General features: G+C 63.0%; 27 protein-coding genes and 1 pseudogene. 17 read left to right on the plus strand and 11 right to left on the minus strand.

The window, feature by feature from the left end; genetic code table 11:
- The first annotated feature begins 60 nt into the window (after positions 1-60).
- The 3 genes from ACRHIG_RS13000 to ACRHIG_RS13010 are packed head-to-tail and all read left to right on the plus strand — an operon-like array spanning position 61 to position 2,030.
- Positions 61-930 (plus strand): ThiF family adenylyltransferase, encoded by an 870-nt coding sequence (locus ACRHIG_RS13000; RefSeq protein ID WP_475415285.1) that lies wholly within the window; start codon positions 61-63, stop codon positions 928-930.
- Positions 931-1,761, plus strand: coding sequence for a nitroreductase family protein (locus ACRHIG_RS13005; protein ID WP_489630402.1), 831 nt, complete (start codon positions 931-933; stop codon positions 1,759-1,761).
- Positions 1,683-2,030: a hypothetical protein gene (locus tag ACRHIG_RS13010; RefSeq protein ID WP_489630403.1), complete on the plus strand. Its 348-nt coding sequence runs from the start codon at positions 1,683-1,685 to the stop codon at positions 2,028-2,030. Before ACRHIG_RS13005 ends, ACRHIG_RS13010 begins: the two co-directional genes overlap by 79 nt.
- Positions 2,031-2,049: 19 nt before the next feature.
- Here the strand turns inward: ACRHIG_RS13010 and ACRHIG_RS13015 are convergent, their stop codons facing one another.
- The 4 genes from ACRHIG_RS13015 to ACRHIG_RS13030 form a co-directional block, all read right to left on the minus strand.
- Positions 2,050-3,042, minus strand: a complete 993-nt coding sequence (locus ACRHIG_RS13015; RefSeq protein WP_475415287.1) for an EDSAP-1 family PEP-CTERM protein — start codon at positions 3,040-3,042, stop codon at positions 2,050-2,052.
- A 111-nt stretch (positions 3,043-3,153) separates the two neighbouring features.
- On the minus strand, positions 3,154-4,134 hold the full coding sequence (locus ACRHIG_RS13020) for an EDSAP-1 family PEP-CTERM protein (protein WP_489630404.1): 981 nt from the start codon (positions 4,132-4,134) through the stop codon (positions 3,154-3,156).
- A 188-nt stretch (positions 4,135-4,322) separates the two neighbouring features.
- Positions 4,323-4,676 (minus strand): glycosyltransferase, encoded by a 354-nt coding sequence (locus ACRHIG_RS13025; protein WP_489630405.1) that lies wholly within the window; start codon positions 4,674-4,676, stop codon positions 4,323-4,325.
- Positions 4,637-5,554 carry a glycosyl transferase family 1 gene (locus ACRHIG_RS13030; protein WP_489630406.1) on the minus strand — a complete coding sequence of 306 codons (918 nt, stop codon included), beginning with the start codon at positions 5,552-5,554 and terminating at the stop codon, positions 4,637-4,639. The genes ACRHIG_RS13025 and ACRHIG_RS13030 overlap by 40 nt, the downstream gene beginning before the upstream one ends.
- Before the next feature lie 140 nt (positions 5,555-5,694).
- On the opposite strand from ACRHIG_RS13030, the gene ACRHIG_RS13035 reads away from it, so the two are divergent.
- From ACRHIG_RS13035 to ACRHIG_RS13050, 4 genes are all read left to right on the plus strand, one after another.
- A complete protein-coding gene (locus ACRHIG_RS13035) occupies positions 5,695-5,868 on the plus strand; it encodes a hypothetical protein (RefSeq protein WP_475415290.1) in 174 nt (57 codons plus the stop codon).
- A 221-nt stretch (positions 5,869-6,089) separates the two neighbouring features.
- Positions 6,090-6,227, plus strand: a complete 138-nt coding sequence (locus ACRHIG_RS13040; RefSeq protein ID WP_475415291.1) for a hypothetical protein — start codon at positions 6,090-6,092, stop codon at positions 6,225-6,227.
- A 129-nt stretch (positions 6,228-6,356) separates the two neighbouring features.
- Entirely contained in the window at positions 6,357-6,725 is a 369-nt protein-coding gene (locus ACRHIG_RS13045; protein WP_489630407.1) for a hypothetical protein, read from the plus strand.
- 87 nt (positions 6,726-6,812) lie between these two features.
- Entirely contained in the window at positions 6,813-7,271 is a 459-nt protein-coding gene (locus tag ACRHIG_RS13050; RefSeq protein ID WP_086147498.1) for an acyl-CoA thioesterase, read from the plus strand.
- A gap of 89 nt (positions 7,272-7,360) precedes the next feature.
- Here the strand turns inward: ACRHIG_RS13050 and ACRHIG_RS13055 are convergent, their stop codons facing one another.
- The 3 genes from ACRHIG_RS13055 to ACRHIG_RS13065 all read right to left on the minus strand — a co-directional run bounded on the left by ACRHIG_RS13055 (position 7,361) and on the right by ACRHIG_RS13065 (position 11,552).
- Positions 7,361-8,767 (minus strand): DEAD/DEAH box helicase, encoded by a 1,407-nt coding sequence (locus ACRHIG_RS13055; RefSeq protein ID WP_071322891.1) that lies wholly within the window; start codon positions 8,765-8,767, stop codon positions 7,361-7,363.
- A gap of 489 nt (positions 8,768-9,256) precedes the next feature.
- A complete protein-coding gene (gene fabI, locus ACRHIG_RS13060) occupies positions 9,257-10,045 on the minus strand; it encodes an enoyl-ACP reductase FabI (RefSeq protein WP_230540585.1) in 789 nt (262 codons plus the stop codon).
- Between the two features lie 148 nt (positions 10,046-10,193).
- The gene (locus ACRHIG_RS13065) at positions 10,194-11,552 is read right to left on the minus strand and encodes a transglycosylase SLT domain-containing protein (RefSeq protein ID WP_489630408.1); all 1,359 of its coding nucleotides are present in this window, start codon (positions 11,550-11,552) and stop codon (positions 10,194-10,196) included.
- Between the two features lie 339 nt (positions 11,553-11,891).
- On the opposite strand from ACRHIG_RS13065, the gene ACRHIG_RS13070 reads away from it, so the two are divergent.
- Both ACRHIG_RS13070 and ACRHIG_RS13075 read left to right on the plus strand, forming a co-directional pair.
- Positions 11,892-12,464, plus strand: a complete 573-nt coding sequence (locus ACRHIG_RS13070) for a DUF1415 domain-containing protein (protein WP_101484633.1) — start codon at positions 11,892-11,894, stop codon at positions 12,462-12,464.
- The gene (locus ACRHIG_RS13075; RefSeq protein ID WP_070223900.1) at positions 12,464-12,658 is read left to right on the plus strand and encodes a DUF1289 domain-containing protein; all 195 of its coding nucleotides are present in this window, start codon (positions 12,464-12,466) and stop codon (positions 12,656-12,658) included. Before ACRHIG_RS13070 ends, ACRHIG_RS13075 begins: the two co-directional genes overlap by 1 nt.
- Positions 12,659-12,816: 158 nt before the next feature.
- Here the strand turns inward: ACRHIG_RS13075 and ACRHIG_RS13080 are convergent, their stop codons facing one another.
- Positions 12,817-13,323 (minus strand): DUF1993 domain-containing protein, encoded by a 507-nt coding sequence (locus ACRHIG_RS13080; RefSeq protein ID WP_489630409.1) that lies wholly within the window; start codon positions 13,321-13,323, stop codon positions 12,817-12,819.
- Between the two features lie 260 nt (positions 13,324-13,583).
- Here ACRHIG_RS13080 and ACRHIG_RS13085 point away from each other — a divergent pair, with 260 nt between their 5' ends.
- Together ACRHIG_RS13085 and ACRHIG_RS13090 are read left to right on the plus strand one after the other, a co-directional pair.
- Positions 13,584-16,709, plus strand: a complete 3,126-nt coding sequence (locus ACRHIG_RS13085; protein ID WP_489630410.1) for a sensor domain-containing protein — start codon at positions 13,584-13,586, stop codon at positions 16,707-16,709.
- A 10-nt stretch (positions 16,710-16,719) separates the two neighbouring features.
- Complete coding sequence (locus ACRHIG_RS13090; protein ID WP_489630411.1) at positions 16,720-18,993, plus strand: xanthine dehydrogenase family protein molybdopterin-binding subunit; 2,274 nt, start codon at positions 16,720-16,722, stop codon at positions 18,991-18,993.
- A 6-nt stretch (positions 18,994-18,999) separates the two neighbouring features.
- Here the strand turns inward: ACRHIG_RS13090 and ACRHIG_RS13095 are convergent, their stop codons facing one another.
- Positions 19,000-19,428: a thioredoxin family protein gene (locus ACRHIG_RS13095; RefSeq protein WP_489630412.1), complete on the minus strand. Its 429-nt coding sequence runs from the start codon at positions 19,426-19,428 to the stop codon at positions 19,000-19,002.
- A gap of 277 nt (positions 19,429-19,705) precedes the next feature.
- On the opposite strand from ACRHIG_RS13095, the gene ACRHIG_RS13100 reads away from it, so the two are divergent.
- Positions 19,706-20,623 (plus strand): 23S rRNA (adenine(2030)-N(6))-methyltransferase RlmJ, encoded by a 918-nt coding sequence (locus ACRHIG_RS13100; RefSeq protein ID WP_092714677.1) that lies wholly within the window; start codon positions 19,706-19,708, stop codon positions 20,621-20,623.
- A gap of 73 nt (positions 20,624-20,696) precedes the next feature.
- On the opposite strand, the pseudogene ACRHIG_RS13105 reads toward ACRHIG_RS13100, so the two are convergent.
- Together ACRHIG_RS13105 and ACRHIG_RS13110 are read right to left on the minus strand one after the other, a co-directional pair.
- Positions 20,697-21,445 (minus strand): annotated as a pseudogene (locus ACRHIG_RS13105) (SAM-dependent methyltransferase).
- Positions 21,446-21,500: 55 nt separating this feature from the next.
- Positions 21,501-22,109 (minus strand): Maf-like protein, encoded by a 609-nt coding sequence (locus ACRHIG_RS13110; RefSeq protein ID WP_489630413.1) that lies wholly within the window; start codon positions 22,107-22,109, stop codon positions 21,501-21,503.
- Positions 22,110-22,332: 223 nt separating this feature from the next.
- Between ACRHIG_RS13110 and ACRHIG_RS13115 the strand changes: the two genes are divergently transcribed.
- The 5 genes from ACRHIG_RS13115 (at position 22,333) to fabD (ending at position 26,592) form a co-directional block, all read left to right on the plus strand.
- Positions 22,333-22,830 carry a YceD family protein gene (locus tag ACRHIG_RS13115; RefSeq protein WP_086140344.1) on the plus strand — a complete coding sequence of 166 codons (498 nt, stop codon included), beginning with the start codon at positions 22,333-22,335 and terminating at the stop codon, positions 22,828-22,830.
- A gap of 314 nt (positions 22,831-23,144) precedes the next feature.
- The gene (gene rpmF, locus ACRHIG_RS13120) at positions 23,145-23,327 is read left to right on the plus strand and encodes a 50S ribosomal protein L32 (protein ID WP_034749653.1); all 183 of its coding nucleotides are present in this window, start codon (positions 23,145-23,147) and stop codon (positions 23,325-23,327) included.
- A 209-nt stretch (positions 23,328-23,536) separates the two neighbouring features.
- Entirely contained in the window at positions 23,537-24,604 is a 1,068-nt protein-coding gene (plsX, locus tag ACRHIG_RS13125; RefSeq protein ID WP_102294926.1) for a phosphate acyltransferase PlsX, read from the plus strand.
- Between the two features lie 15 nt (positions 24,605-24,619).
- Positions 24,620-25,618: a beta-ketoacyl-ACP synthase III gene (locus tag ACRHIG_RS13130; protein ID WP_489630414.1), complete on the plus strand. Its 999-nt coding sequence runs from the start codon at positions 24,620-24,622 to the stop codon at positions 25,616-25,618.
- Positions 25,619-25,650: 32 nt separating this feature from the next.
- Positions 25,651-26,592: an ACP S-malonyltransferase gene (gene fabD / locus ACRHIG_RS13135; protein ID WP_489630415.1), complete on the plus strand. Its 942-nt coding sequence runs from the start codon at positions 25,651-25,653 to the stop codon at positions 26,590-26,592.
- The last annotated feature ends 39 nt before the right edge of the window (positions 26,593-26,631 follow it).

The following is a 26,631-nucleotide window of genomic DNA, read 5'->3' on the forward strand; positions in this document are numbered from 1 at the left end:
TTATCCCCGGCTCACCTGTCCAAACTTTTTCGTCCGCATGGGCGCACAGAAGAGGTGAGCATGACAGACGGTTTTTCCTATCACGCGGCATTTGCCCGCAACCTGGGCTGGGTGACGCAGGCGGAGCAGGAGAGCTTGCGGGGCAAGCGCGTGGCCATCGCGGGCATGGGCGGCGTGGGCGGCGTGCACTTGCTGACCCTGGCGCGGCTGGGCATCGGCGCCTTCCACATCGCCGACTTCGACACCTTCGATATCGCCAACTTCAACCGCCAGGCCGGCGCCATGATGTCGACCCTGGGCCAGCCCAAGGTGGCCGTGCTGGCGCAGATGGCGACGGACATCAATCCCGAACTGGAGATTAAACAGTTTCCCGACGGCATACACGACAGCAACCTGGCCGAGTTCTTTGCCGGCGTCGACCTGTACGTGGATGGCCTCGATTTCTTTGCCTTCCCCGCGCGCCAGGCCACCTTCGCCACGTGCGCGCGCCTGGGCATTCCATCCATCACGGCCGCGCCGCTGGGCATGGGCACGGCCGTGCTCAGCTTCATGCCGGGCGGCATGACGTTCGAAGAATACTTTGGCTGGGGCGACTTGCCCGAGGAAGAGAAGGCGCTGCGCTTTCTCGTCGGATTGGCGCCGGCCGGCTTGCACGGCCCCTATCTGGTGGACCCGTCCGCCATCAACCTGAAGGAGCGGCGCGGGCCGTCGACCATCATGGGCTGCCAGCTGTGCGCGGGCGCGGCCGCCACGGAAGCCTTGAAAATTCTGTTAAAACGCGGCAAGGTGATGGCGGCGCCGCACGGCATGCATTTCGACGCCTACCGCAACAAGCTCGTGCATACATGGCGTCCCGGCGGCAACCGCCATCCGCTGCAACGGCTGACCATGGCCATCATCAAGCGGCGCCGCGCCGCACAGGGGGCATAAATGGCGCAAGCATTGCTGAACGATCCCGTGCTGGAAGACATCCTCGAGCAGGCGCGCTGGGCGCCCAGCGGCGACAACACGCAGCCTTGGCGCTTTGAAGTCGTGGACCAGCGGCACGTGGTCGTGCATGGCTTCGATACGCGCAGCCACTGCGTGTACGACCTCGACGGCCATCCCAGCCAGCTGTCCTTGGGCGCCTTGCTCGAAAGCATGGCCCTGGCGGCCAGCTGCCACGGCTTGCGCATGGAGGCGCGCCGGCGCACGGCCATGCCCGAGACCCTGCCCACCTTCGACGTACGGCTGGTCGACAGCCCCGGTATGCTGCCCGATGCGCTGGCGGCCTTCCTGCCCCGGCGCAGCGTGCAGCGGCGCCGGCTCAGCACGCGCAGCTTGCGCGCCAGCGAAAAGGCGGCGCTGGCGGCCAGCTTGCCGCCCGGCTACGGCGTGCAGTGGTGCGAAGGTGCGCGCGCGCGCCTGGCCTGTGCACGTCTGATGTTCGACAATGCGAAGCTGCGCCTGACCATGCCCGAAGCGCACAAGGTGCACCGCGACGTGATCGAATGGGGCGCGCGCTTCAGTGCCGACCGCATCCCGGAGCAGGCGCTCGGTGTCGATCCGATGACGGCGCGGCTGATGCGCTGGGTCATGCATAGCTGGCGCCGCGTGGATTTTTTCAATACCTGGCTGGGCGGCACTATTGCCCCCGGCTGCAGATGGACTTGCTGCCGGGCCTGTATTGTGCCGCGCATTTCGTGCTGCTGGCCGATGCGCCGCCGCGCCATATCGACGATTACGTGGCGGCCGGCCGCGCCATGCAGCGCTTCTGGCTGACGGCCACGCAGCTGGGCCTGCAATTGCAGCCGGAATTGACGCCGCTGATCTTTGCCCGCTACGTGCGCGAACGGCGCACCTTTTCACGCACCGATGGCATGCAGGACATGGCGCAGGAACTGGCCGTGCAATGCCAGGCCGTGCTGGGGGCGGCGGCGGTCGAGCGGGCCGTGTTCCTCGGGCGCATAGGCGCGGGGCCGGCGGCGAGTGCGCGTTCGCTGCGCCGGCCGCTGCAAGACTTGCTGGTGGCGCCCACGGCTGGGCCGTGAGGCGTGACTTCCTGCGCGGTCAGCGCCGCCGCCTTGGCGCCAGGGCCGCCAGCGCCGCCAGGCCCGCCGCCAGCAACGGCAGGGTGCCCGGTAGGGGCATCGGCGTGACCGCCGGCACATACGCCAGTTCGGAACTGTTCAGCATGTTCAACACCAGGGTATAGCTGCCCGCCACCAGGTTGTCCGTGACGGCGCCATACTGCCCGCCGCACGTCGTGCCGATGCCCGTGCCCGTGGGCGCGCCGCAGCCGCTGGGGTCGTACGTGAACATGCTGCCGCTGGTCAGCGGCGTTTGCGCGTATCCTGTGTTGAGGTTGGCGGCGTCGGCCAGTTCGGTGCCGCCCAGGATGCCGGAGCCCAGGCTGCCGTCGGGGGCCCAGTTGAAGACGATCTGGCCGTGTTCATCGATGATGGTAAACGTCATCGCCATATTCGTCGTGGCCGCCGAGCCCGTGCCGGCCAGGGCGTCCAGGTACAACTGCATGAAGGGCAGGGCCTGGAAGTCGAAGGCCAGGGTCGCGCCCGGTTGGCCGACGACGAAATTGACGGTCATCGCGGTGCTGGAACCGTTGCGTCCCGAGGCGTCGGCGCTGCCGCCGCCCGTGAGGAAGGTTTCCGCCGCATTCACGGTATGCGTGCTGGTCGAGCCCGGTGGAAAGGGCGGGATTTGCGAGGTGACGATCTGCGCCTCGCCGCGCGCATACGAGGCATTGCCCATGCCTTGCTGCGTAAAGTCGTTTTCTCCCTTGGTCACGGCGCCGCGTGTCGCTTGCGGCGCGTCGATCTCGTTGCTGCCGCCGTGGATGATGCTGCTGCCATTGAGCGTGGCGGTGGTGCGCGACAGGTCGATGTTGCTGAGCAGGGAGACGGACCCGGAGGGATTGCTGATGACCAGGCCAAAGACGCTGGTGTACGAATAGCCATAGGCGGCGGCGCTGGCAGTGCCGCTGCTGGCCAGCAACAGCAAGGCCAGCAGGGCCGTTGGCAAGCGGGTACAAGAAAATATAGTCATGAAAATCCTCATCTGCCGGTCGGCCGCGTTCGTTGTAAGGAAAACCGACAGGCCTGCCACATAAAAAAGGCGAGGAGATTCCCTCGCCTGTAAATCCCCCTGTTGCCTGGTTCAGGCGGCAAGCTTGCGGCGGCGGGCATAGCCCAGGCCAGCCAGGCCCAGACCCAGCAGTGCCAAAGTGCCAGGTTCCGGCACCGCCTGTTTCACCAGGTCCACGCTTTCCACCGCATTCAAGGTCAAGGTGTAGTTGCCGGCCGTTAAAGCATTGCTGACGGAACTGAAGTTGCTACCGCAGCCCGTACCCACGCCCGTGCCCGTGGGTGTGCCGCAGCCGGAAGGGTCGTAGGTGAACAGGTTGCCGCGCGTCAGGAAATTGGTCGCCAGGCTGGTGTTCAGGTTGGCGCCATCGGTGTTTTCCGTGCCGCCGAAGATGCCCGAGCCGACCACGCCATCGGGTGTCCAGTTGAACACCGTCAGGCCGGCTGCGTCCGTGATGGTGAAGGTGACGACCAGGTTGGCCGTGGCGGTGGACAGCACGCCCACTGTGCTTTGCAGGAATACCTGCATGAAGGGCGATGCCAGGAAGTCAAAGCTCAGCGTCGCCGTGGGGGAGCCGACGACGAAATCGACGGAGAAGCCCGTGGTCGAACCGTTGCGCCCGGACGCATCGGCCGTGCCGGCAGGCCCGTCCAGGTGGGCTTCGGCCACGTTCACCGCCTGCGTGGAGGTGGAGCCGGGCGGGAACGAGGGGAACTGCGTGCTGACGATCTGCGCGTCGCCGCGCGAAAAGTTGCCGCTGGGACCTTGCTGTGTGAAGTCGTTCTCGCCCTTGGTCACGGCGCCGACGTTGGCGCGCGGCGCGTCGAGCGAGCCGGCGCCGCCATTGATGACGCTCACACCGTTCAGGGTAGCCGTGCTGCGCGAGATGGTGGTGCTGTTGGCCACAGTGATCTGGCCCGTCGGCACGCCGATCGTCAGGCCGAAGATGTTGTTGTAGGAATAGCCGTAGGCGCCCGCTTGTGCGCTACCGGCCGCGCACAGCATGGCCAGTGTCGCTGCCGCCGGGAGCAGTTTCAGTTTAGAAAGTTTCATGTCATTCACCTCGTGGTTGAGTGAGTCTGGAAGTCTTGCCTGAGTCCTGTCGGCAGGTGCTCATGGCCAGACTTAAGCGACTTCCATGCCAACGCATGAGGTTCTTTTGAAATCAAGGACTTGGCGTGCTTTTGTTGACGCAGTGCAGGTGTTGCCGGACGCGTTGTAAGAAAAACCGACGCTGCCGCTCAAGGCTGCTCGTCTTGCGGCAAGGAGCCCAGCAGGGCGTGCAGGTGGGACAGCAGGCGTTGTCCTGGCACATAGTCGCGCATGGCCGTGGCCAGCTGGCGCGCCGCCAGCCTGGCGCGGCCATCGTCGAGCATGCGCGTGGCGGCATGGCGCAGGGTGGTTTCCTGGAAGCGGTCGGCGCGCAGCAGCAGGCCGGCGCCGGCGCCGGCGATGCCGTGCATGTTGAGGAATTGATCGAGGTTGCCGGCGATGCCGATGACGGGCACGCCTGCCGTCAGCGCCTGCTGGCTGGTGGGGCTGCCGCCGTTGCAGATCACCAGGCTGGCGCGGCGGGCGGCCGCGTCGCCCGGCAAAAGGGGGCGACATAGGCATTCGGCGGCACGGCATCGACGCGGATGGTGCCGGCCGTGGCCGCCAGCACGGTGACGGGCAGGGGCGCCAGCGCGCGCAGCACGCGCGGCAGCAGCTGCCCCTGGCCCGAGCTGCCGAGGGTGACATAGATGATCGGGCGTCCGCTGCTCAGTTCAGGGCGCTGCCACCAGGGCGGCAAGTCGAGCGGCGGCGCCCAGATGACGGGGCCCAGGTAGTCGTGCGTGGACGGCATGCCGTGCGGCGGGAACAGTTGCGGAATATCCGCGTACAAGGTGCGGTCGGCATCCGTGTAGATGCGCCGCAGGTCGCCGCCCAGCGAGGGCAAGCCATGGCGGCGGCGCACGCGGTTCAGGGGCACGGCATGCGAGGCGAAGGCCAGCGGCCGGATCAGGCGGAACAGGGGATCGGCCAGCCAGATGGGCAGCATGCCGGTCAGGGGCAGGCTGGGCACCGTGTAGTGCTGGCGCACCCAGGGACTCCAGTAGGCGTTGCTGATGGTAATGTAGGGAATGCGCTGCAGGCGCGCGCTGACGGACAGCGACAGGCGGAAGTCGCCGATCACGAGATCGGGCTGGACGGCATTGAGCAGGCGCAAATCGTCTTCCACGTACGCGTGCAGGGTGCTTTCCGTGTAGACGGGCTTGCCGTGGGCCAGCGCTTGAAGGAATTGCAGCGACGAAATGCTGTCGATGCGCCAGCGCCGGAAAGGGACTTGCTTGAAACAAAAGTCATAGCCGTCGGCGCAGGCAAAATGCACCTCATAGGCGTCCTCGTCCAGGCCCTGGGCCAGGCTCAGGGGACGGCCAACATGGGCCAGGGTCACTGCCTCGGCCATGAATAAGATTTTCTTGCGCGCCATCGTGTGGGGATCGCTTGAACTCTACCGTAGGGGATGCTCTCCAATTGGAGCGGCGCCGCGCCGTTTAGTTCCCGAGGCATGCCACAGGCGGGCGCCGGGCATTTGCCGCATCGGCTACAGTGGGACAAAAGGAGGCCACCATGCAGCCACGATTCCGTCATGCCCCGCTGCGTGCGCACAGCACGCCCGAACCCGATATGCCGCCACCGCCGGAAGGCGATCCCCTCACGCCGCCGCCGGAGCAGCCGCCGCACATCGACCCTGTGCCGGTCGAGGAACCGACGCCGCCGCCGCCGCCCGTCAAGATGGGCTGAACGGCAGGCTGCGTGCCGCGTCTGCTGCCGACGTGTGGTTTATTTCCAGTCGGAAATGGAACACTTGCGCGGCGGTATAGCCACGCCATTTAAACAACAAAAATCTCAATAAATGTTGCCGAGTGGATACAAATCAAGCTTGAACTGTCGAGTGTCATGCGGCCGTCACGATTCTGTTCTTATAATGAGACATCATAAAAATTCTTGTACAGGAGACCATCATGGGCAATTCCTTGCATAACAAAATCTACCTGGGCCGTCGCCCTGTGCTCACCAGCAAGAACCTCGCCGCGCTGGCGCTGGCGGGCGCCGTGGCCGGCTGCGGCCTGGCGTGGCTGCTGCTGCGCAGCTACAAATAAGCGCCTTCTCGTCCGTGTTTCAGCCGCCTGGCCGCATGGCGGGCGGCGGTAGATTCACGTTGCCTGTTGCCGATGCGCAGCGGGGCGCGTACCATGGGGGCCGAACACCTGGCCTTTTATGGAAAAGTAATGAAGAACGAGAAATTAACAACCGATGAATATGACGCGCTGGAGCAAGTTGCACGCGGCATCAAGACCGAGCGCCCGAGCGCCTGCGTTGCCCGCAATGCCAAGCGCCTGTCGGGCCTGAAGTTGCTCAGCTATGCACGCGATGGCCGTCTGTCCATCACGGATAAGGCGCAGCAACTGCTGTTCCTGCGCCGCTGCATCATGGGCTTGCGCGCCGTGGCCGCCGATCCGCTGACCAAGCTGGATACGGACGTGGCCTATTTCCTGGGCAAGAAAGCCCACATCGTGGCGCGCGCCGAAGGCGAGGGCCACGATATTTCCGACAAGGGCCGCGAATCGCTGGCCGACATCGACAACCTGGGACTGTAACAGCCTGTCCCGGCAACCGGCCCCTGGGGCCGGTTTTCACATCCCCCTCACTTTTATTTCCCCTTGGAGAACACTTTGGACAGCGCGATGAACTGGTCGGCCCACGAACTGACGATGACGGTCCTGATGACGCCCGATATGGCCAACTTTTCCGGCAACGTGCACGGCGGCACCATCCTGAAATACCTCGACAGCGTCGCCTACGCCTGCGCCAGCCGCTATTCGGGCAGCTATGTGGTGACCTTGTCGGTGGACCAGGTGATGTTCCTGCAGCCTATCCACGTGGGCGAACTGGTGACGTTCCTGGCCTCGATCAATTACACGGGCACGACGTCGATGGAAGTGGGCATCCGCGTGGTGACGGAAAACATCCAGCAGCGCCTGGTGCGCCACGCCAACAGCTGCTATTTCACCATGGTGGCCGTGGACGCCAACCGCAAGCCCGTGGCCGTGCCGCCGCTGGCGCTGGAAACGCCGGAGCAGCAGCTGCGCTTCGAGCAGGCCAAGCTGCGCAAGCTGTCGCGCCAGAAGGTGTCGAAGAAATAAAGCGTTGCGGGCATAAAAAAACGGCCGCCAGAGTGATCTGGTGGCCGTTTTTTTATTGCTTGCCGCCCGTTGGCGGCATGGCGCCGTGATTAACGGTCGCCGTAGCTGCGGCGTGCGCCGTCGGTGCTGCGCGGGTTCGAACCCTTGTAGCCGCCGCCGGTGCTCGGTGCGCCGTCCTTGCGTGGTGCGCCTGGCTTGCTGAACGTGCGTTGGCCTGGCTTCGCGCCGCCACGGTTGTCGCCTGGTTTCCAGCCGCCTGGACGGGCGCTCGAACGTGGTGCCGATGCCGTTTTCTTTGGCTCGAAACCTTCGATGACATTGACCGGGATCAATTGCTTGGTGAAGCGTTCGATGCGCTTGACGTTCATGCCTTCAGCGTGGTTCACCAGCGAGATGGCCAGGCCATTGCGGCCAGCGCGGCCGGTACGGCCGATGCGGTGGACGTAGTCTTCCGGGAACTTCGGCAGATCGTAGTTGAACACGTGGGTGATCGTTGGCACGTCGATACCGCGGGCGGCAACGTCGGTGGCGACCAGCACCTTGACCTGGCCGCGGCGCATGCCGTCCAGGGTGCGGTTGCGCGCGCCCTGATGCATGTCGCCGTGCAAGGCGGCAGCCGAGAAACCGGCGATGTTCAGACGGTCGGCGATGGTGTCGGCGTCACGCTTGGTGGCGGTGAACACAACAGCCTGGTCCAAGGTTTCGTCGCGCAGCAGGTGGTCCAGCAGGCGATTCTTGTGCGACAGGTCGTCGACGAAGTGGACGCGCTGCGTGATGTTTTCATGCTTGTTGCTCGAGCTTGCCACCTGGATGACCAGCGGGTTTTTCGTGATGCGGCGCGCCATGTTGCCGACCACGCCATCCAAGGTTGCCGAGAACAGCATGGTTTGACGGCCTTCCGGCGTCGCTTCGACGATCTTTTCGATGTCGTCGATGAAACCCATGTCCAGCATGCGGTCGGCTTCGTCCAGCACCAGGATTTCCAGTTGCGAGAAGTCGATCTTGCCCGAATCCATGTGGTCGATCAAACGGCCAGGGGTCGCGACCAGAATCTCGGGATTCTTGGCCAGCAATTGCATTTGTTTAGGGTAAGGCATGCCGCCCAGGATCGACACAGCCTTGATGCGGCGGATGCCGGTGCTGTACTTGTCGGTGTTGGTCGTCACTTGCAGGGCCAGTTCGCGCGTTGGCGTCAGCACCAGCATTTTTGGCTGGGCAGCCTTGAAACGTGGACGCTCGCCGCGGGCGCGCGATGCTTGCATTTCCTGGTTTGGCGTCTTGCCGGCGGCGCTTTGTTCGGCGCTGGCCAGTTTGTGCAGCGATGGCAGCATGAAAGCTGCCGTCTTGCCCGAACCGGTCTGCGACGAGACCAGCAGGTCACGGCCTTCGATCGCGGCTGGAATCGCTTGCGACTGTACCGCGGTTGGCGCGGTGTAGCCCGATTCGGTCAGAGCGGCGAGGATGGACGGATGCAGGCCTAAGGATTCAAATGTCATTCTTTTTCTTTCGTGAAAATCAGCGTTCTTGCAAAAAGCAGAACGCAAAATAGCAACGCCAACCAAAACGAAATGACTCAACTAGAAAGAAATTTCGGCACAAAAGCTTTGCGCCGGGACGGTGTCAGGTGCGACACACAAGGCGGGAGGGCTTTATTAAGCGGCATCCTGTGGATGCGCTAAGGCTTGCGAAGCTGCTAAGTTTGTAGTGCATGTAACTGCTGTGTTGCCATCGCTTCAAGGAAACATATTGCAGCGCACAACGACACTATACCGTATTTGCCGCCGTTTTGCACGGCCTAAATGGGAAGAAACGACAGTCCTACCACGTTTTGATCATGTTTCCTATGTGAAATCAGTAGGAATACGTAGTTTTCTTCCGTTTAATGGAGCATGGCCACGATGTCGGCGGGCAGCGGCGGCGCCTGTCGCGTTTCCCTGGCCAGGTTGATTTGCCGGGCCGCTTGCGCCACGTCGACCAGGTGCCAATTACTCTACTTCCGGATTGACGGCCATTACTTGCGAAAAGCCGCCATCGACGTAGGTAATCTCGCCCGTGATGCCGGAAGCCAGGTCGGACAGCAGGAAGGCGGCCGTGTTGCCCACCTCTTCGATGGTGACGTTGCGGCGCAGCGGGGCGTGCTCGGCCACGAAACCCAGCAGCTTGCTGAAATCCTTGATGCCGGAGGCGGCCAGGGTCTTGATGGGGCCGGCCGAGATGCCGTTGGCGCGGATGCCGCGCGGGCCCAGCGACTCGGCCAGGTAACGCACGGACGCTTCCAGCGAGGCCTTGGCCAGGCCCATGGTGTTGTAGTAGGGCACGGCGCGCACGGCGCCCAGGTAAGTCAGGGTCAGGACCGAAGCGCCCGGATGCAGCAGGGGCAGGGCGGCCTTGGCCATGGCGGGAAAGCTATAGGCGGAAATGTCGTGTGCGATGCGGAAACTGTCGCGCGACAGGCCGTCGAGGAAGTCGCCGGCGATCGCCTCGCGCGGCGCGAAGCCGATGGCATGCACGAGGCCATCGAGGTGTTCCCAGTGCTGCGCCAGGTCGCGGAAGACGGCCGCGATCTGTTCATCGCTGGATACGTCGCAGTCGAACACCAGTTCGCTGCCGAATTCCGCCGCGAATTCCGTGATGCGCTCCTTGAAGCGTTCGCCCACGTACGTGAAGGCGAGGGTGGCGCCTTCGCGGTGGCAGGCCTTGGCGATGCCATAGGCGATGGAGCGGTTCGACAGCAAGCCCGTGATGAGGATTTTTTTGCCTTGCAAGAAAGCCATGACGACTCCTGTCTGGGGTGGTGGGGCGGATGTGCAACCGGCCGCGACAGCAAAGCTGTGGCGGCCGGCGAGGTGGCTCTATACAGATCAGGCGATCAGTGGCGGGCCTTGGCGCGACTGTTGCCGCCGCCGCGCTGGATGCGCGGTTTCACCAGGAAATTGGCGCCGTTTGCGCCTTGCCGCCCTTGGCGGCGCGGCGCAGTGCCTTGGCGGCCCGTTCCGGACGGTCCGCTTCCAGCAGCATGGTGGCGCTGTCGGCGATTTCCTGGGTGATGTCCTTGTTCATCGTGGCCGAGGTTTTCGGCACGAGGATGGTGGAGCCGGCGCGCAGGCTGGTGCGCTGCGGAATGTTGTTGGCCTGGCGCAGCACGTCGGCCGTGGTGCCGAATTTCGACGCCAGGGTTTCGATGCGCTCGCGCGCATTCGTGATCTTGTGCGTGGTCCAGCTCGACAAGGCATGGCCCCATTGCGCCAGGTTGGTGGTGAACTTGGCAGCGTTTTCCTGCGGCAACAGAATCTTCGTCTTTTCGCCGCCGATGATGACGGGGCGGTTGAATTGCGGATTCAAGGCCTTGAATTCATCCATCGACAGTTCGGCCAGCTGGGCGGCGACGGTGATGTCGATGTCGCTGGTCTTGTCGATGGCCGTGAAATAGGGCTGGTTGTCGACCACGGGCAGGGTCAGACCGAACTGGGCCGGATTGGCGATGATGTTTTTGACCGCTTGCAATTTCGGCACGTAGTTGCGCGTTTCGGCCGGCATCAGGTCGGCCAGGCTTTCGAAGTCGGTCGGTTTGCCCAGCGCCTGGTTTTTCTTGATGGCGCGCTGCACCGAGCCTTCGCCCCAGTTGTAGGCGGCCAGGGCCAGTTGCCAGTCGCCAAACATGTCATACAGGCGCTGCAGATACGTCAGGGCCGCATCGGTCGAGGCCAGCACGCCGCGGCGTTCGTCCTTGAACATGTTTTGCTTGAGATTGAAATCGCGCCCCGTGGCGGGCACGAATTGCCACATGCCGGCCGCGTTGGCGCTGGAGAACGCTTGCGGGTTGAAGGCGGATTCGATGAACGGCAGCAAGGCCAGTTCCGTCGGCATGCCGCGCTTTTCCAGTTCCTGCACCACGTGGAAAATGTAGCGCGAGGCGCGCGCCGTCGTGCGGGCGATGTAGTCGGGGCGGGTGGCGTACCAGTTGACGTGGTTGGCCACCAGCTGGTTGTTAATGTCGGGAATCGCATAGCCGCTGCGGATGCGGCCCCAGACATCGGCTTCGCGCAGCGGATCGGAATTGTCGCTGAGGTTTTTCAGCAGACGGTCGGTCTTTTGCAGGCGGTTGTCGAGGGTGGGGAGTTTCGCCGTGACCTGGGCGGTCATCGGGATCAGGGCCGGCGTGGCGGCGGCGACTGGCGCGTTATCGCTCTCAACACCGGCTTCGTACGCCTGGCTGAGGGCGGGCGCAAGCGCCAGGGCCAACGCCGCCAGGACGGTAGATTTAAAGGAGTTTTCGTGCATAGTGTTCCATTGTTGTCGTCGGAGAAACATCGGACAGACCCATGATCAAGCTGCGAGTGTACGTATATCCACATGCCGGAGTCAAGAATTATGTCAGCATGATGACAGGAAATAAGCGGCAATAAGTGGGAAGCGGCTGAGTTTCCATTCGTAAATGCTGTCATTATTGCAAATTTAATTTGCCCAATGCGCGATTCGGCCGCTGTTATAGCATACATGGCGACGAGGCTGGCGCAAGCCTGGCCGTCGTCCGGTATGAGACTGCGCAAAGAGTGCGTACAATTTGGCTTTGGCCGGCCATTCGGGTGCCGGCCGCCTTATTGATAGAGAGTCAAGTATATGAACACCCCGCCGCGCCACGACGACGACAACGCCGTCATCATCGCCAATACCGTCGCCTGGCTGGAAAAGGCCGTGATCGGCCTGAACCTGTGCCCGTTCGCCAAGGCCGTGCACGTCAAGAAGCAGATCCGCTATGTGGTGTGCGAATCGAGCAATCCGGAAGATCTGCTGGCGATGCTGATGGACGAGCTGCAAACCCTGGCCGACACGGACCCCGAGCAGATCGACACGACCCTGCTGATCCACCCGTACACCCTGAACGATTTCCTCGACTACAACGAGTTCCTCGATGTGGCCGACGCGGCCGTGGAAGACATGCACCTGGCCGGCGAACTGCAGGTGGCCAGTTTCCACCCGAACTACCAGTTTGCCGAGACGTTCGAGGACGACATCAGCAACTACACCAACCGTTCGCCCTACCCGACCCTGCACCTGCTGCGCGAGGACAGCATCGAGCGCGCCGTCGAGGCGTTCCCGGAAGCGTCGGAAATCTTCGACAAGAATATCGCCACCCTGGAAGCGCTGGGCGTCGAAGGCTGGGAAAAGCTCGGCTTGCCGAAGGTATCCTGATGGGTGACAAGGAATTGCCGCCGCGTCCAGACACGCCCTGCGTGGCCGTGTGCTCGACGACCTTCGATGAAATCTGCCGCGGCTGCGGCCGCACCGTGGTGGAAGTGGCCCACTGGGTGTCGATGACGGATGAGGAGAAGGAAGTGGTGTGGGTGCGCATCCTGGCGCAGGGGTATCCGCGCCGGAATACTTAATAGCGACGCAATAGAGTATTGCATTACTCCATTGCGTCGACGCTTAAGCAAATCGTAGCGAGCGGCGATGATTTGTGGCTAAGAAGCGCAGCCGTACTCAAGTACGGCGAGCATCGCAGGCCGCAAAGCGCGCCGCGCAGTAGATTTGCTTATGCGTCTTAGAAGCTGCCGATAAAATCCTTCTTGCCCACTTCAATGCCATTGTGGCGCAGGATGTCGTACGCCGTCGTCGCGTGGAAGAAGAAGTGCGGCAGCGCGTAGTGGAACAGATAGGTCTGGCCCGTGAAGTGCTTGGTCTTTTCGCCGCTGCCGGTGGTGATGGCGCGCGTTTCGCTGCCGTCGATGTGCGCTTGCGGCAGGCTTTCCAGGAAGGCGATGGTTTTCACGATGCGCGCTTTCAGTTCCGCAAAGCTCTGTTCACTGTCTTCATATGGCGGCACGGCCACGCCGGCCAGGCGCGCGCCGCAGCCCTTGGCGAAGTCGGTGGCGATCTGGATCTGGCGCACGAACGGCAGCATGTCCGGGAACAAACGGAATTGCAGCAGGGCGTTCGGGTCGATTTTCTTGTCTTGCGCGTGCGTTTCCGCCTTGTCCAGAATGGCGGCCAGGCTGCCCAGGATCTGTTTGAAGACGGGGATCGAAGCGGAGTAGATGGAGAAGGTCATGGTGGTTCCTCTAGGTAAAGTGGCGCGATGATAGCAAGCTGCGCGCTTTTCTGCTGGCGCTGGCCGGGCGCGCGGGCTTGCTTGTGGTTTTTCCACCCTGTCTATATGACATGCGGTAGCCGCTGGCGCGTGTTTATTGGTGACTTTTCCCGCTTTTTCCATGCATAATTGCTCCTGAAAAAGTTTCTTCCCGCCTTATCACCCAGATTCCCCGTAAAGTTCGATGATCGCCCGCCTGATCCCTGTTGCCCTGTTGCCGCATGTTTAATTCACCTTATCAGCGCCTGCGCGCCAGCCTGCGCGTGCTGTACGGCTCGTCGATCTATGGCGCCCTGCTGCTGGTGGTGTTTGGCGGCCTGGTCGTGCCCGCCATCTTCGGCAGCTATGTGCTGGTCGGCGTGCACGAGCGCCAGTCGGCGCGCACCAGCCTGAACGAGGCCTTGCAGCGCAATGCCGACATCCTGGCGTTGGGCATGCAGGAGTCGCTGTGGAACATGAATGCGGAATCGGCCCATTCGCTGGTCGAGTCGGTGATGCGCGACCGCGCCGTGCTGCTGGTGAAGGTGCTGGGGCAGGGCGACACGGAATTCATCCGCCTGCAGGCGCCGCAGCGGCCCGTGGGCAATCTGTACCGCGCCGAGCGCGACATCCTCGTGCGCGGCGAACGCATCGGCCACGTCGTCGTCGAGATGGACGATGCGCGCAGCCAGCAGGAGCTGCGCGAAAAGCAGATCTCCTATATTTTCGTGCTGGGCGCACAGCTGGCCGTGTCGATGGCGCTGATCGTGCTGTTCCTGAACCGCCGCCTGCTGAAACCGCTGCGCCGCCTGACGCGCTTTTCCGACCGCCTGTCGCACGGCGATTTCGACACGCCCCTGGTCTCGCACAGCAATGACGAGCTGGGACGCCTGACGGCCCAGCTCGAGCAAATGCGCGCGGCCATCGGCCAGCTGTTCGAGGACGTGGGCCAGCGCGAAGAGCGTTTCCGCACCATCGTCACGCAGGTGCCGGGCGCCGTCTTCCGCTACCGGCCCGACGGCCCCATCGATTTCGTCAGCGATGCCATCGAAGAGATTTCCGGCTATTCGGCGCGCCAGTTCATGCGCGGCACCACGCATGCCTGGGCCGACCTGATCTGCCCGGAAGACCGCCGCGAGCACCGCCGCGCCGTGCGCCAGGCGGTGGCCGACGTGCGGCCGTATGCGCTGGAATACCGCATCGTCGACGCCTTCGGCATCGAGCGCTGGGTGGCCGAGAATGGCCAGCCGCAGGCGGGCGAGCAGGGCGTCATCTGGGTCGACGGCATCATTGCCGACATCAGCCAGCGCAAGCACCACGAGATGCGCATCGAAGCGCTGCTCACGGAGCAGAGCGCCATCCTCGACAACGTGATGTTCGGCGTGATGTTCGTGCGCCACCGCCGCATCATTTCCGTCAACCGCCGCTGCGAGGAACTGTTCGGCTACGGCCATGCCGAGATGACGGGCAATTCGACCGCCATCGTGTTCATGACCTCGTATGACTTCGAGGAGGCGGGCGAGCGCCAGTATCCGGCCATGGCGACGGGCGCCGACTTCAGCGAGGAGCGCCAGTACAAGCGCCGCGACGGCAGCCTGTTCTGGGCGCTCGTCAGCGGCTGCGCGCTCGATCCGCTGCGCCCCAACGAAGGCAGCATCTGGGTGTATGCCGACATCACGGCGCGCAAGGAAGCGGAGGAAAAGCTGCGCCTGTCGGCCACCGTGCTGGAACACATCGCCGACGGCGTGATGGTGGTCGATGCCAGCGGCATCATCGTCACCGTCAATCCCGCCTTCACGCAGATCACGGGCTACAGCGAAGCGGAGGCGCTGGGCCGGCACTCTTCGCTGACACGCTCGGCGCGCCACGACGCGGCATTCTACGAGGCCATGTGGGACGAGCTGAAGACCAGCGGTTTCTGGCGCGGCGAAATCTGGCACCAGCGCAAGAACGGTGAAGTCTATCTGGAGTGGCTGACCATCAGCGCCGTGCGCGACGCGCGCGCCGGCACCACGCATTACGTGGGCGTATTCAGCGACATCACGCTGATCAAGCAGTCGCAGGAAAAGCTCGACCACATGGCGCACCACGATCCGCTGACGGCGCTGCCGAACCGCCTGCTGTTCCATGACCGCCTGCAGCATGCGTTGCTGCGCGCCGCGCGCGACCAGGAGCAGCTGGCCGTCCTGTTCATCGACCTGGACCGCTTCAAGAACGTCAACGACACCCTGGGCCACCATGTGGGCGACGAATTGCTGCAAAAGGTGGCCGGCCAGCTGGCGGCCCGCCTGCGCGAAGGCGATACCCTGGCGCGCCTGGGCGGCGACGAGTTCATCGTGCTGCTCGAGGGTATCGACGGCGAGTACGGCGCGACGCAGGTGGCGGAAAAGCTGATGACCATGTTCGACCAGCCGTTCACGGTGGCCGACCACGAACTGTTCGTCACCTGCAGCGTGGGCATCAGCCTGTATCCGGACGATGCGCTGGACTTGAACATGCTGATCCGCAACGCCGACGTGGCCATGTATCAGGCCAAGGCGCGCGGGCGCAACGGCTACCGCTTCTATGCGCCGTCGATGACGGGCGAGGGCGTCGAGCGCCTGCGCCTGGAAACCTTCCTGCGCCGCTCGATCGAAAAGAACGAAATCTTCCTCAATTACCAGCCGCAGGTGGAAATCGACACGGGCCGCCTGGTCGGCGTCGAGGCGCTGGTGCGCTGGAACCACCCGGAACTGGGCCTGGTGCCGCCCGCGCGCTTCATTCCGCTGGCCGAGGACAGCGGTTTCATCAACCAGCTGGGCAAATGGGTGCTCGACGAAGCGTGCCGCCAGATGATGCGCTGGCAGGCGCAGGGCTTGCACGTGCCGAAGATGGCCGTCAACCTGTCCGTCAAGCAGTTCGAGCGGGGCAGCATCGCCGGCATGGTGGCCGACATCCTGAAGGAAACGGGACTGGAGCCGCAGCGGCTGCAGCTGGAAGTGACGGAATCGGTGATCATGAACACGGGCGACGCCCTCGGCTTCATCAACGATCTGCACGCCATCGGCGTGGGCCTGGCCATCGACGATTTCGGCACCGGCTATTCCTCGCTCGCGTATCTGAAACAGCTGCCCGTGCAAACCCTGAAGATCGACCGCTCCTTCATCAAGGATATCTCGACGGACGTCAACGACGAAGCGATCGCCATTGCCATCATCCAGCTGGGCAAGAGCATGCAATTGTCCGTGATCGCCGAAGGCGTGGAGACGGAAGAGCAGGCCGCCTTCCTGCTGCGCCATGGCTGCAAGCTGGCGCAAGGTTATTTTTATAGCCGTCCGGTGCTGGCACAGGATATGCTGGAGCGCTGGATCGATCACTCACCACTATAAAGGATAGCCCATGGCCGCAGAATCCTCCCCGTCGCGCCGCCGTTTCCTGCTCGGCGGCCTTGGTCTCGGCGTGGCCGGCGTGGGCGCCCTGGTGCTGGGCTGGGGCGTGCTGCCGCCGCGCCAGCGCCTGCACGGCAGCGCGCCGCTGCCGCTGCATGATGGCGCCGTGGCCTTGAACGGCTGGCTGGCGATTCAATCGGACGGCACGGTGCTCCTGGCCATGCCGCGCAGCGAGATGGGGCAGGGCGTGCACACGGCCTTGCCGATGCTGGTGGCCGAGGAACTCGACGTGCCGCTGGCCGGCGTCAAGCTGATCCAGGCGCCCATGGATAAAATCTTCGGCAACGTCGCCATGCTCAAGGACAGCCTGCCGTTCCACCCGGATGACCAGGGCCGCGTCAAAGCGCTGGCGCAGTGGACGGTGGCCAAGGCGGCGCGCGAACTGGGCGTGATCGTCACGGGCGGCTCGTCGAGCGTGAAGGATGGCTGGGGCCCCATGCGCGAGGCGGGGGCGTCCGCGCGCGCCATGCTGGTGGGGGCTGCCGCCGCGCAGTGGCAGGTGCCGGCTGCGCAATGCCGCACGGAAAATGGCGCAGTGCTCCACCCGGACGGCCGGCGCGCCAGCTACGCCAGCCTGGCGCAGCGCGCCGCCGCCATTGATCCGGGCACGCCCGTGCTCAAATCCCCTAAGGATTTCAAGCTGATCGGCCAGCCGGCGCCACGCCGCGACACGCCGTCGAAAGTGAATGGCAGCGCGCGTTTCGGCATCGATGCGCGCCCGCCGGGCATGCTGTACGCGGCCCTGCATCTGCCGCCGCGCCTGGGCGATACCCTGGCCGCCTTCGATGCGGCGCCCGTGCTCGCCATGGCCGGGGTCAAGAAAGTGCTGGACTTGACGCCGCAGCTGGCCCAGCGCAGCGTGTCTTGTGCCGCCGTGGTGGCCGATACCTGGTGGCGCGCCAGACAGGCCGCTGCCGCCTTGCCGACGCAGTGGAAGGCGGGCCAGCACGCGAACTTGTCCAGCGCGGGCGTGTATGCGGAATTTGCCCGCCTGCTGGACACCGAAGCCGGTTATGCCTACCACGCCAGCGGCGAGGTGGAAAGTAAAGCCGTGCAAGGCTTGCGCAGCGTCAAGGCCGAATACCGCGCGCCGTTCCTCGCGCACGCCGCCATGGAGCCCGTCAACTGCACCGCGCAGGTGAAAAATGGCAAGGTGATGCTGTGGGTCTCGACGCAGGCGCCCGGCATCGCCGTCGATGTGGCGGCGAAGGTGGCCGGCGTCGATGCGAAGGACGTGGCCATCGAGGTGCTGCTGCTCGGCGGCGGTTTCGGCCGCCGCCTGGAAGTGGATATGATCGCGCAAGCCGTGGCCATCGCGCTGCAGTGCGATGGCGCTCCCGTGCAGCTGGTGTGGACGCGCGAACAGGACACGGCACACGATATGTACCGTCCCGCCGCGCTGGCCCGTTTCGCGGCCCGTCTCGACGAGCACGGCCGCATCGCTTCCTGGGGCAACAAATCCGTCAGCGGCTCCATCACGCACCAGTTTCTGCAGCGCAATTTCGGCTTGCCCGGTGCGGGGCCGGACAAGACCACGGCCGAAGGCGAATTCGACATGCCGTATGAAATCGCCAACCAGCGCATCGCCCACGTGATCGCCGACAGTGCTGTGCCGGTCGGTTACTGGCGCTCGGTCGGGCATTCGCACAATGCCTTTTTCAAGGAAAGCTTTATCGATGAACTGGCGCACGCGGCGGGGCAGGACGGCATCGCCTTCCGCCGCGCCATGTTGACGCAGCATCCGCGCCACCTGGCCGTGCTCGATGCGGCGGTGGCCAAGGCGGGCAGTCCTCCGCCCGGCCATGCGCACGGCGTGGCCCTGCACCAGTCGTTCGGCAGCATCGTCGCGCAAGTGGCGCAAGTGTCCGTGGAAAACGGCGAGATCCGCGTGCAGCGCGTCGTGTGCGCCATCGATTGCGGCATCGCCGTCAATCCGAACATCATCGCCCAGCAGATGGAGTCGGCCGTGCTGTTCGGCCTGTCGGCGGCGCTGGGCGGCGAGATCACCTTCAAGGATGGCAAAGTCGAGCAGAGCAATTTCCACGATTATCCCGTGCTGCGCATGGGGCAAACGCCCGAGGTGGAAACCATCATCATCGCCAGCGCCGAGCATCCCGAAGGCGTGGGCGAGCCGGGCACGCCGCCGATCGCGCCAGCCGTGGCCAACGCGGTGTTCAGTCTGACGGGAAAACGGCTGCGCAGCCTGCCGCTGCGGCTGGCTTGATGTGGATCAGGCCAGCGTGGCGGCCAGCAGATGACGCAGATTGCAGTCGCGCTGCCAGTCGCGCCGTTCCTGCGTGCTGGCGGCCAGCGCCGCCAGTTCCCCGGCGCTGAGCGCCTGCTGCGCCTGCAGCATGCGGTGCGCCAGGCCGCCGTCGGGCAGCACGGTGCCGAAGAAGGCCACGTTATCCTCGTGCTGGATCAGCAGGGTGGGAAAGTTGTCGATGTCGAGGTCGCCGACCACGTCGGCCTGGTCTTCGATGTCGATCCAGACGAAGGCGACGTCCGGGTGGCGCGCGGCCAGTTCCTCGAACGTGGCGCGGTAGCTGCCGCAGGTGCCGCACCATAGCGCACACAGGCAAGCCACCGTCCAGCGCGGGCCGGCCAGGGCTGCCGCGACGTCGGCGCGGTTATCGGTCGTGAGGGTCAGGCTGTGCATGGTTGTATCTAGTTGGTAGGCGGATGGACGCGGGGCGCCCGATGCGCGTATTCTACCGCGCCCGGCCCCCGCGGTCCCGAGAATGCATGAGCTTGTTTATGGGTGTTTTTTGATGCAATACACCTTTCTGGTGGATAATGCTGATAATTGCGCGCTGATTACGCTGGTCCATGCTGTTTCCTGGCCCCGCAGCCTGACCCCTCCAGTCTGTTCTCATGCCCTGCCCGGTGTCAGCGCTCCCGCCTTTGTTTATTTTTATTATGGAATTAGCCAGCTTATGTTGAGTTACCGCCACGCCTTTCACGCGGGTAATCACGCCGATGTGTTGAAGCATTATGTGCAGATTCAGTTGTTGCAATATCTGAATCAAAAAGATACCGCCTATAGTTATATCGATACCCACTCCGGCGCGGGCGTGTACGCGCTCGACGGCGGTTATGCCTCGAAAAATGCCGAGTACGAAACGGGCATCGCGCCCCTGTGGGACCGCACGGACTGGCCGGCCTCGCTGGCCGAGTACATGAAGCTGATCAAGGAAATGAATCCGAGCGGCAAGATGCGCTACTACCCGGGTTCGCCGTACTGCGCCGACAAGGTCAGCCGCGAGCAAGACCGTTTGCGCCTGTTCGAACTGCACCCTGCCGATGCAAAGATTCTGGCCGACAACTTCCGCAAGGTCGAGGCGCATGCGCTGGCCCAGGGCGAGCGTCCCACCGTGCGCGGCAAGCGCGTGCTCATCACCAAGGCGGACGGCTTCCAGAGCCTGAAGGCCCTGCTGCCGCCGCCATCGCGCCGCGCGCTGGTGCTGATCGACCCGCCGTACGAAGACAAGATGGATTACCGCAAGGTCAAGGACACCCTGGCCGACGCCCTCGTGCGCTTCCCGTCCGGCATGTACGCCGTCTGGTATCCGGTGCTGCAGCGCATGGAATCGCGCCAGTTCGCCGACAAGCTCAAGCAATTGCCCAGCTCGGACTGGCTGCATGTGACCCTGACGGTCAACACGCCGTCGCCGGATGGCTTCGGCTTGCACAGCAGCGGCATGTTCATCTTGAACCCGCCATACACCTTGGAACCGATGTTGCGCGAAGTCATGCCGTACCTGGTGAAGGTGCTGGGCCGCGACGATGGCGCAAAGTTTGTGTTGGAGACGGGCAAGGGCGGCCAAAAGAACACCGGTACACGGCGCGTATAGTCGTCCTCGGTTGGTGCTGCAATAAAAAACGCCACGGTTGATGCAGCCGTGGCGTTTTTTTATGAGAGGGAGATTACTGTCCCAGCAACAGGAACACGGTCGGTTTCTTGTGGAAGTCCGGTGCCTTGCCAGAGGCCAATTGTTTCTTCCACTGTCCGCCATTCCACGTCTGCACGCTTTCCGAGTCCAGGCTCAGGTCGGTGGCGACGCAGATCAGGGTCGATGGCGCGCATTGCGCCACGAGGGCTTCGAGCATGGCGGCGTTGCGGTACGGCGTTTCGATGAACAGCTGTGTCTGCTTTTCATTGCGCGACCGGCTTTCCAGTTCCTTGATGCGCTTGGCGCGCAGGGCCGCATCGGTGGGCAGGTAGCCGTTGAAGGCGAAGCTCTGGCCGTTCAAGCCGCTGGCCATCACGGCCAGCAGGATCGACGACGGTCCCACCAGCGGACGCACCTTGATGCCGTGCTGATGCGCCAGACGCACCAGGTCGGCGCCGGGGTCGGCCACGGCGGGCACGCCCGCTTCCGACACGAGGCCCGCGTCGCGGCCCGCCAAGAGCGGTGCCAGCAGGCCAGCCAGCGCTTGCGCCGGGGTATTCACGTTCAGTTCGGAAATCGTGATTTCCTGCAGCGGCCTGGCCAGCGGATGCTGGTTGCCGATCAATTTTAAAAAGCGCGCGCCGTCTTGGCGTTTTCTGCGACGAAATAATCGAGTTGCGAGGTGATCTGCCGTACTTGCTCCGGAATGATGCGGGCCAGCGGGTCGATGGCGCCATCGGACAGGCCGAGGTGGTTGGGGATCAGGTACAGGGTGCCGGTCATATTCTTAGCTTTGTATTGGCCGGGGTCAGACCCGTCGGGTCTGACCCCAGGGTGGTTAAGGGGTGAAAAACGCCACGCCCGCCTTGCGCAGCATGCCGGTGAGGGCGATCAGCGGCAAGCCGGTGAGGGCGGTCGGGTCGGTGCTGTCGATGCGTTCGAGCAGGGCGATGCCCAGGCCCTCGTTCTTGGCGCTGCCGGCGCAGTCGTACGGCTGCTCGATGCGCAGGTAGGCGTCCAGTTCCGCGTCGGGCAAGTCGCGCACGGTGACGAGGGTCTGGATGTCTTCCACCTGCGCCACGGCGGGCGACTGGCGCCCGTCGAGCAGGCATAGTGCCGTGTGGAACACGGTCCGGCGCCCGCGCATGGTTTGCAGTTGGCGCAGGGCATTGGCATGGTTGCCGGGCTTGCCGATCTGTGCGCCGTCCAGGGTGGCGACCTGGTCGGAGCCGATGACGAGACTGCCAGGATAGCGGTCGAGCACGGCCTGCGCCTTGGCCTGGGCCAGGCGTAGGGCCGTGGCGCTGGGGCTTTCGTCTGGCAGGGGGCTTTCGTCGAGGTCGGGCACGGCCACCTCGAAAGGCAGGCGCAGGCGTTGCAGCAATTCCTTGCGGTAGGTCGAACTCGATGCAAGAATCAAGCGCGATGGGGCGGAAGTTGGTATCATTCGGCAGTGGATGGCGGCCGGCATGGCCGCACTGGTCGGTGTCAGTGGAATTTCATGCAAATTCCAGGGCGCGGAGCCCATAACTGAGGCTCCATGCGGCATGACGGTGTTGATGAATATGTCATGTTTATGGCAATCATTGCGTCAAAAAAGATGCTTAGTCTTTGACTCGGTGCTAAAAACCCTGTTATTATCGCAGGTTTTCCGGGGAAATTTTCTACCAATGAATGCTTTTGTGATCGACGCCTTTGATTTTTGTCGTATCAGCGGGAGCCGCGAGGGTGTAACTCCTGTCGCTGAAATGACCCGGTTGACCAAGGATTGTGCAGATAGTTCCGGCGAGATCGCCTGGAAGATCGTCGGCGGCACCAGCAAGCTGGGCTACCCGCAACTGACCTTGTCGGTCAACGGCACCGTTCAGCTGGTTTGCCAGCGCTGCCTGACTCCGTATGCTTACGTAATTGATTCTTCGACTGTTCTGATGCTGGGCAAGGATGACGAGCACGCGGACGAGATCGAAGAAATCATCAACGATGAAACGATCGACGTGATCGTCGGCAGCCGCAGCATGGATGCCGCGGCCCTGATCGAAGATGAAGCCTTGCTGGCCCTGCCGCAGGTACCCAAACACGACGTCTGCCCCGATACGGCGCAGCTCGATGCTCTCAAGTCTGAAAAGAAGTCGCCGTTCGCGGCACTGAAAGACTTGAAGCCAGAATAAGTAGTGTAAGAAAGGAAGCCTTAAAAAACCGTAGCGAGCGGCCCGATATCGTCTTGAGTAGCGCAAGCGTACGAAGGTACGCTGAGCAACGCCGAGGCGATAGCGGGAAGCGCAGTAGGTTTTTTATGCTTCCTGTAAAGAACGTGTCAAACGCGTGTAGTAATCGAGTATGGCAAGTGTAGTGAAATGTAATTGTAATAAACGATGTCGGTCCGGACTGTTTTCGGGTAGTCTTTGCCGCTGGGATACTCGATTCGCATGTATTTGCCAATCGATTGTGCTAAAATTTTAGAACTTATGTATTAGGAGTCATCATGGCAGTTCAACAGAACAAGAAAACCCCTTCCAAGCGCGGCATGCACCGTTCGCACGACTTTCTGGTCGCGCCGCAATTGAGCGTCGAGCCAGTTACCGGCGAAACACACATGCGTCACCATATCAGCCCTAACGGCTTCTATCGTGGCCGTAAAGTGTTGAAGACCAAAAACGACGAGTAATCGACGTTTTTGTTGGGTAAGATGAAAGCGGTGTTGCGTGGTTATTCGGCGTGGCGCCGCTTCTTCTTTTTTATCGGCTGCAATTCATCTTGCGCACCCGTCATTTTGAATCAAGCTTGCTCAGGCGTGCATGACATGCTGCGCCCTGCATATGCTCCAGTCCGATTCACATCTTGCCGCACGCCCGCAGCGGTATTGAATCAACACAAATGACAATCAAAATTTCTATCGACTGCATGGGCGGAGATCACGGTCCCTCAGTCACTATTCCCGCAGCAATTTCCTTCGTAAAACATGAGCCTGAAGCCGAACTGATCCTTGTTGGATTGGAAGACGTGATCCGTGCCGAACTGAAAAAACATAAAGCCGACACGCATCCGCGCCTGTCGGTATTGCATGCCTCCGAACAAGTTACCATGGACGATCCCCTGGAAGTGGCCCTGCGCCGCAAGAAGGATTCCTCCATGCGCGTGGCCATCGAACAGGTCAAGAGCGGCGTGGCGCAAGCCTCCGTTTCCGCCGGTAATACGGCAGCCCTGATGGCCGTGTCGCGCTATGTATTGAAAACCATGTCCGGCGTCGACCGCCCTGCCATCTGCAGCATCTTGCCGAATCAAAAGAACGGTCCGACCTACATGCTGGACCTGGGCGCCAACGTCGATTGCGAACCGCATCACTTGCACCAGTTCGCCATCATGGGCTCCGTGCTCGTGTCCGCCATGGAAGGCATCGCACGCCCGACGATCGGCTTGCTGAACGTGGGCACGGAAGATATCAAGGGCAATGAAGTGGTGAAACTCACCTCGAAGCTGCTGCAGGCCGACCACGAGCGTGGCGCGCTGAACTTCTACGGCAACGTGGAAGGCAACGATATTTTCAAGGGCACGACCGATATCGTCGTCTGCGACGGTTTTGTCGGCAATGTCACCCTGAAAGCCATCGAGGGCCTGGCGCGCTTCATGAAAGACGTGCTCACTTCCGAATTCAAGCGCAATCCGATCACCATGCTGGGCGCGCTGATCGCCCGCGGGGCCCTGAAGGCCATCGGCAACCGTTTGAATCCCTCGCGTTACAACGGCGCCAGCCTGCTGGGCTTGCGTGGTCTCGTCTTCAAGAGCCATGGCAGCGCCGATGCCTATTCCTTCGAATGGGCCTTGCGCCGCGCCTTTGATGCGGCAAAAAATGACGTGCAAGCGCACCTGGCCAGCCTGATCGCCGAGCTGATGCCGCGCACGCCAGTACCGGACGAACCTACATCAACAAGCTCTACCATTTAGTGGACGGGTATTTGCATGACTGTTTTTAGCAAAACTTACAGCAAAATTATCGGTACCGGCAGCTACTTGCCGGAGAAGCGCGTCACGAACCAGGATTTGACCGAACAGCTCGCCGCCAAGGGCATCGAGACGTCGGATGAATGGATCGTCTCGCGCAGCGGCATTTCGGCGCGCCATTACGCGGCGCCGTCGCAAAATTCCTCGGACCTGGGCGTGGAAGCGGCCAAAAAGGCCCTGGACATGGCGGGCCTGAACGGCAATGACCTGGACCTGATCATCGTCGCCAGCTCGACCCCCGATTTCTTCGGCAGCTTCCCCAGCACGGCCTGCATCGTGCAAAACAAGCTGGGCATCACGAACAACTGCGCCGCCGTCGACGTGCAAGCCGTCTGCAGCGGCTTCGTGTATGCGGTGGCCACGGCCGACAGTTTCATTCAATCGGGCATGCATAAAAACGTGCTGGTGATCGGCGCCGAAGTATTTTCGCGCATCCTCAATTTCGACGACCGCGGCACTTGCGTGCTGTTCGGCGACGGCGCCGGCGCCATCGTCATGACGGCGTCGAAAGAGCCGGGCATCCTGGCCGCCAAGCTGCACGCGGACGGCCGCCACTCGGACATCCTCAGCGTGCCCGGCAGCCTGGCCGGCGGCGCGCTGGCCGGCAGCGCTTTCCTGTACATGGATGGCCCGGCCGTGTTCAAGCTGGCCGTGTCCGTGCTGGAAAAGGTCGCGCACGAAGCGTTGGCGCACGCCAACATGACGTCGGACCAGATCGACTGGCTGATCCCGCACCAGGCGAACATCCGCATCATGAACAGCACGGCCAAGAAACTCGGCTTGCCACTGGACAAGATGGTCGTCACCGTCGACCAGCATGGCAACACATCGGCCGCCTCGATCCCGCTGGCGCTCGACATCGCCGTGCGCGACGGCCGCGTCAAGAAAGGCGACAACGTCATGATGGAAGGCGTGGGCGGAGGCTTTACCTGGGGCGCCGTGCTGGCGCGCATGTAATCCCGCAACACTATTAAAAAAACGGAGTCGACATGACACAATTTGCATTTGTTTTTCCAGGCCAAGGCTCGCAAGCGATTGCGATGCTCGATGGTTTTGCCGGCAACCCCGTGGTGGCGCAAACCGTCGCCGAAGCGTCGGATGCCCTGCAATGCGACCTGGGCAAGCTGATCGCCGAAGGTCCGAAGGAAGAGCTGGATCTCACCACCAACACGCAACCGGTGATGCTGACGGCGGCCGTGGCCTTCTACCGCGCCTGGCTGGCGGCCGGCGGCCCCGTGCCGACGGTCGTGGCCGGTCATAGCCTCGGTGAATATTCGGCGCTGGTCGCCGCCGGCGTGATCTCGTTCAAGGATGCCGTGCCGCTCGTACGTTTCCGCGCGCAAGCCATGCAGGAAGCCGTGCCTGTGGGGCAGGGCACGATGGCCGTCGTGCTGGGCCTGTCAGACGACGACGTGCGCGCCGCCTGTGCGGAAGCAGCGGCGGAAAACCCGGCCCTCGTGGTCGAGCCCGTCAATTTCAATGCGCCTGCGCAAGTCGTCATCGCCGGCCACACTGCTGCCGTCGAGCGCGCCTGCGAACTGGCCAAGGCCAAGGGCGCCAAGCGCGCCATGAAGCTGCCCGTCTCCGCGCCATTCCACTCGTCGCTGCTGCAACCGGCATCGGACCGCCTGCGCGAGTACATGGCCGGCCTGACGTTCGCCGCGCCGCAGATCGCCCTGATCAACAACGTCGACGTGGCCATCGTCAACGACGTCGCCGGCATCAAGGATGCATTGGTGCGTCAGGCAGCCAGCCCCGTGCGCTGGGTGGAAACCATGCAGAAAGTGGCAGCCGACGGCATTACGCAAGTGATCGAATGCGGTCCGGGCAAGGTCCTGATGGGCCTGGCCAAGCGCATCGATCCCGTGCTGGTGGGCGACGCCATCGTCGACCAGGCATCGCTGGAACGTATTTTGATGCAGCTCAAATAAACATCAGATCGCGGCAGCCTGCCTGCCGCGGTTGCTCTT

The organism is Janthinobacterium sp. C22, from assembly GCF_057919405.1.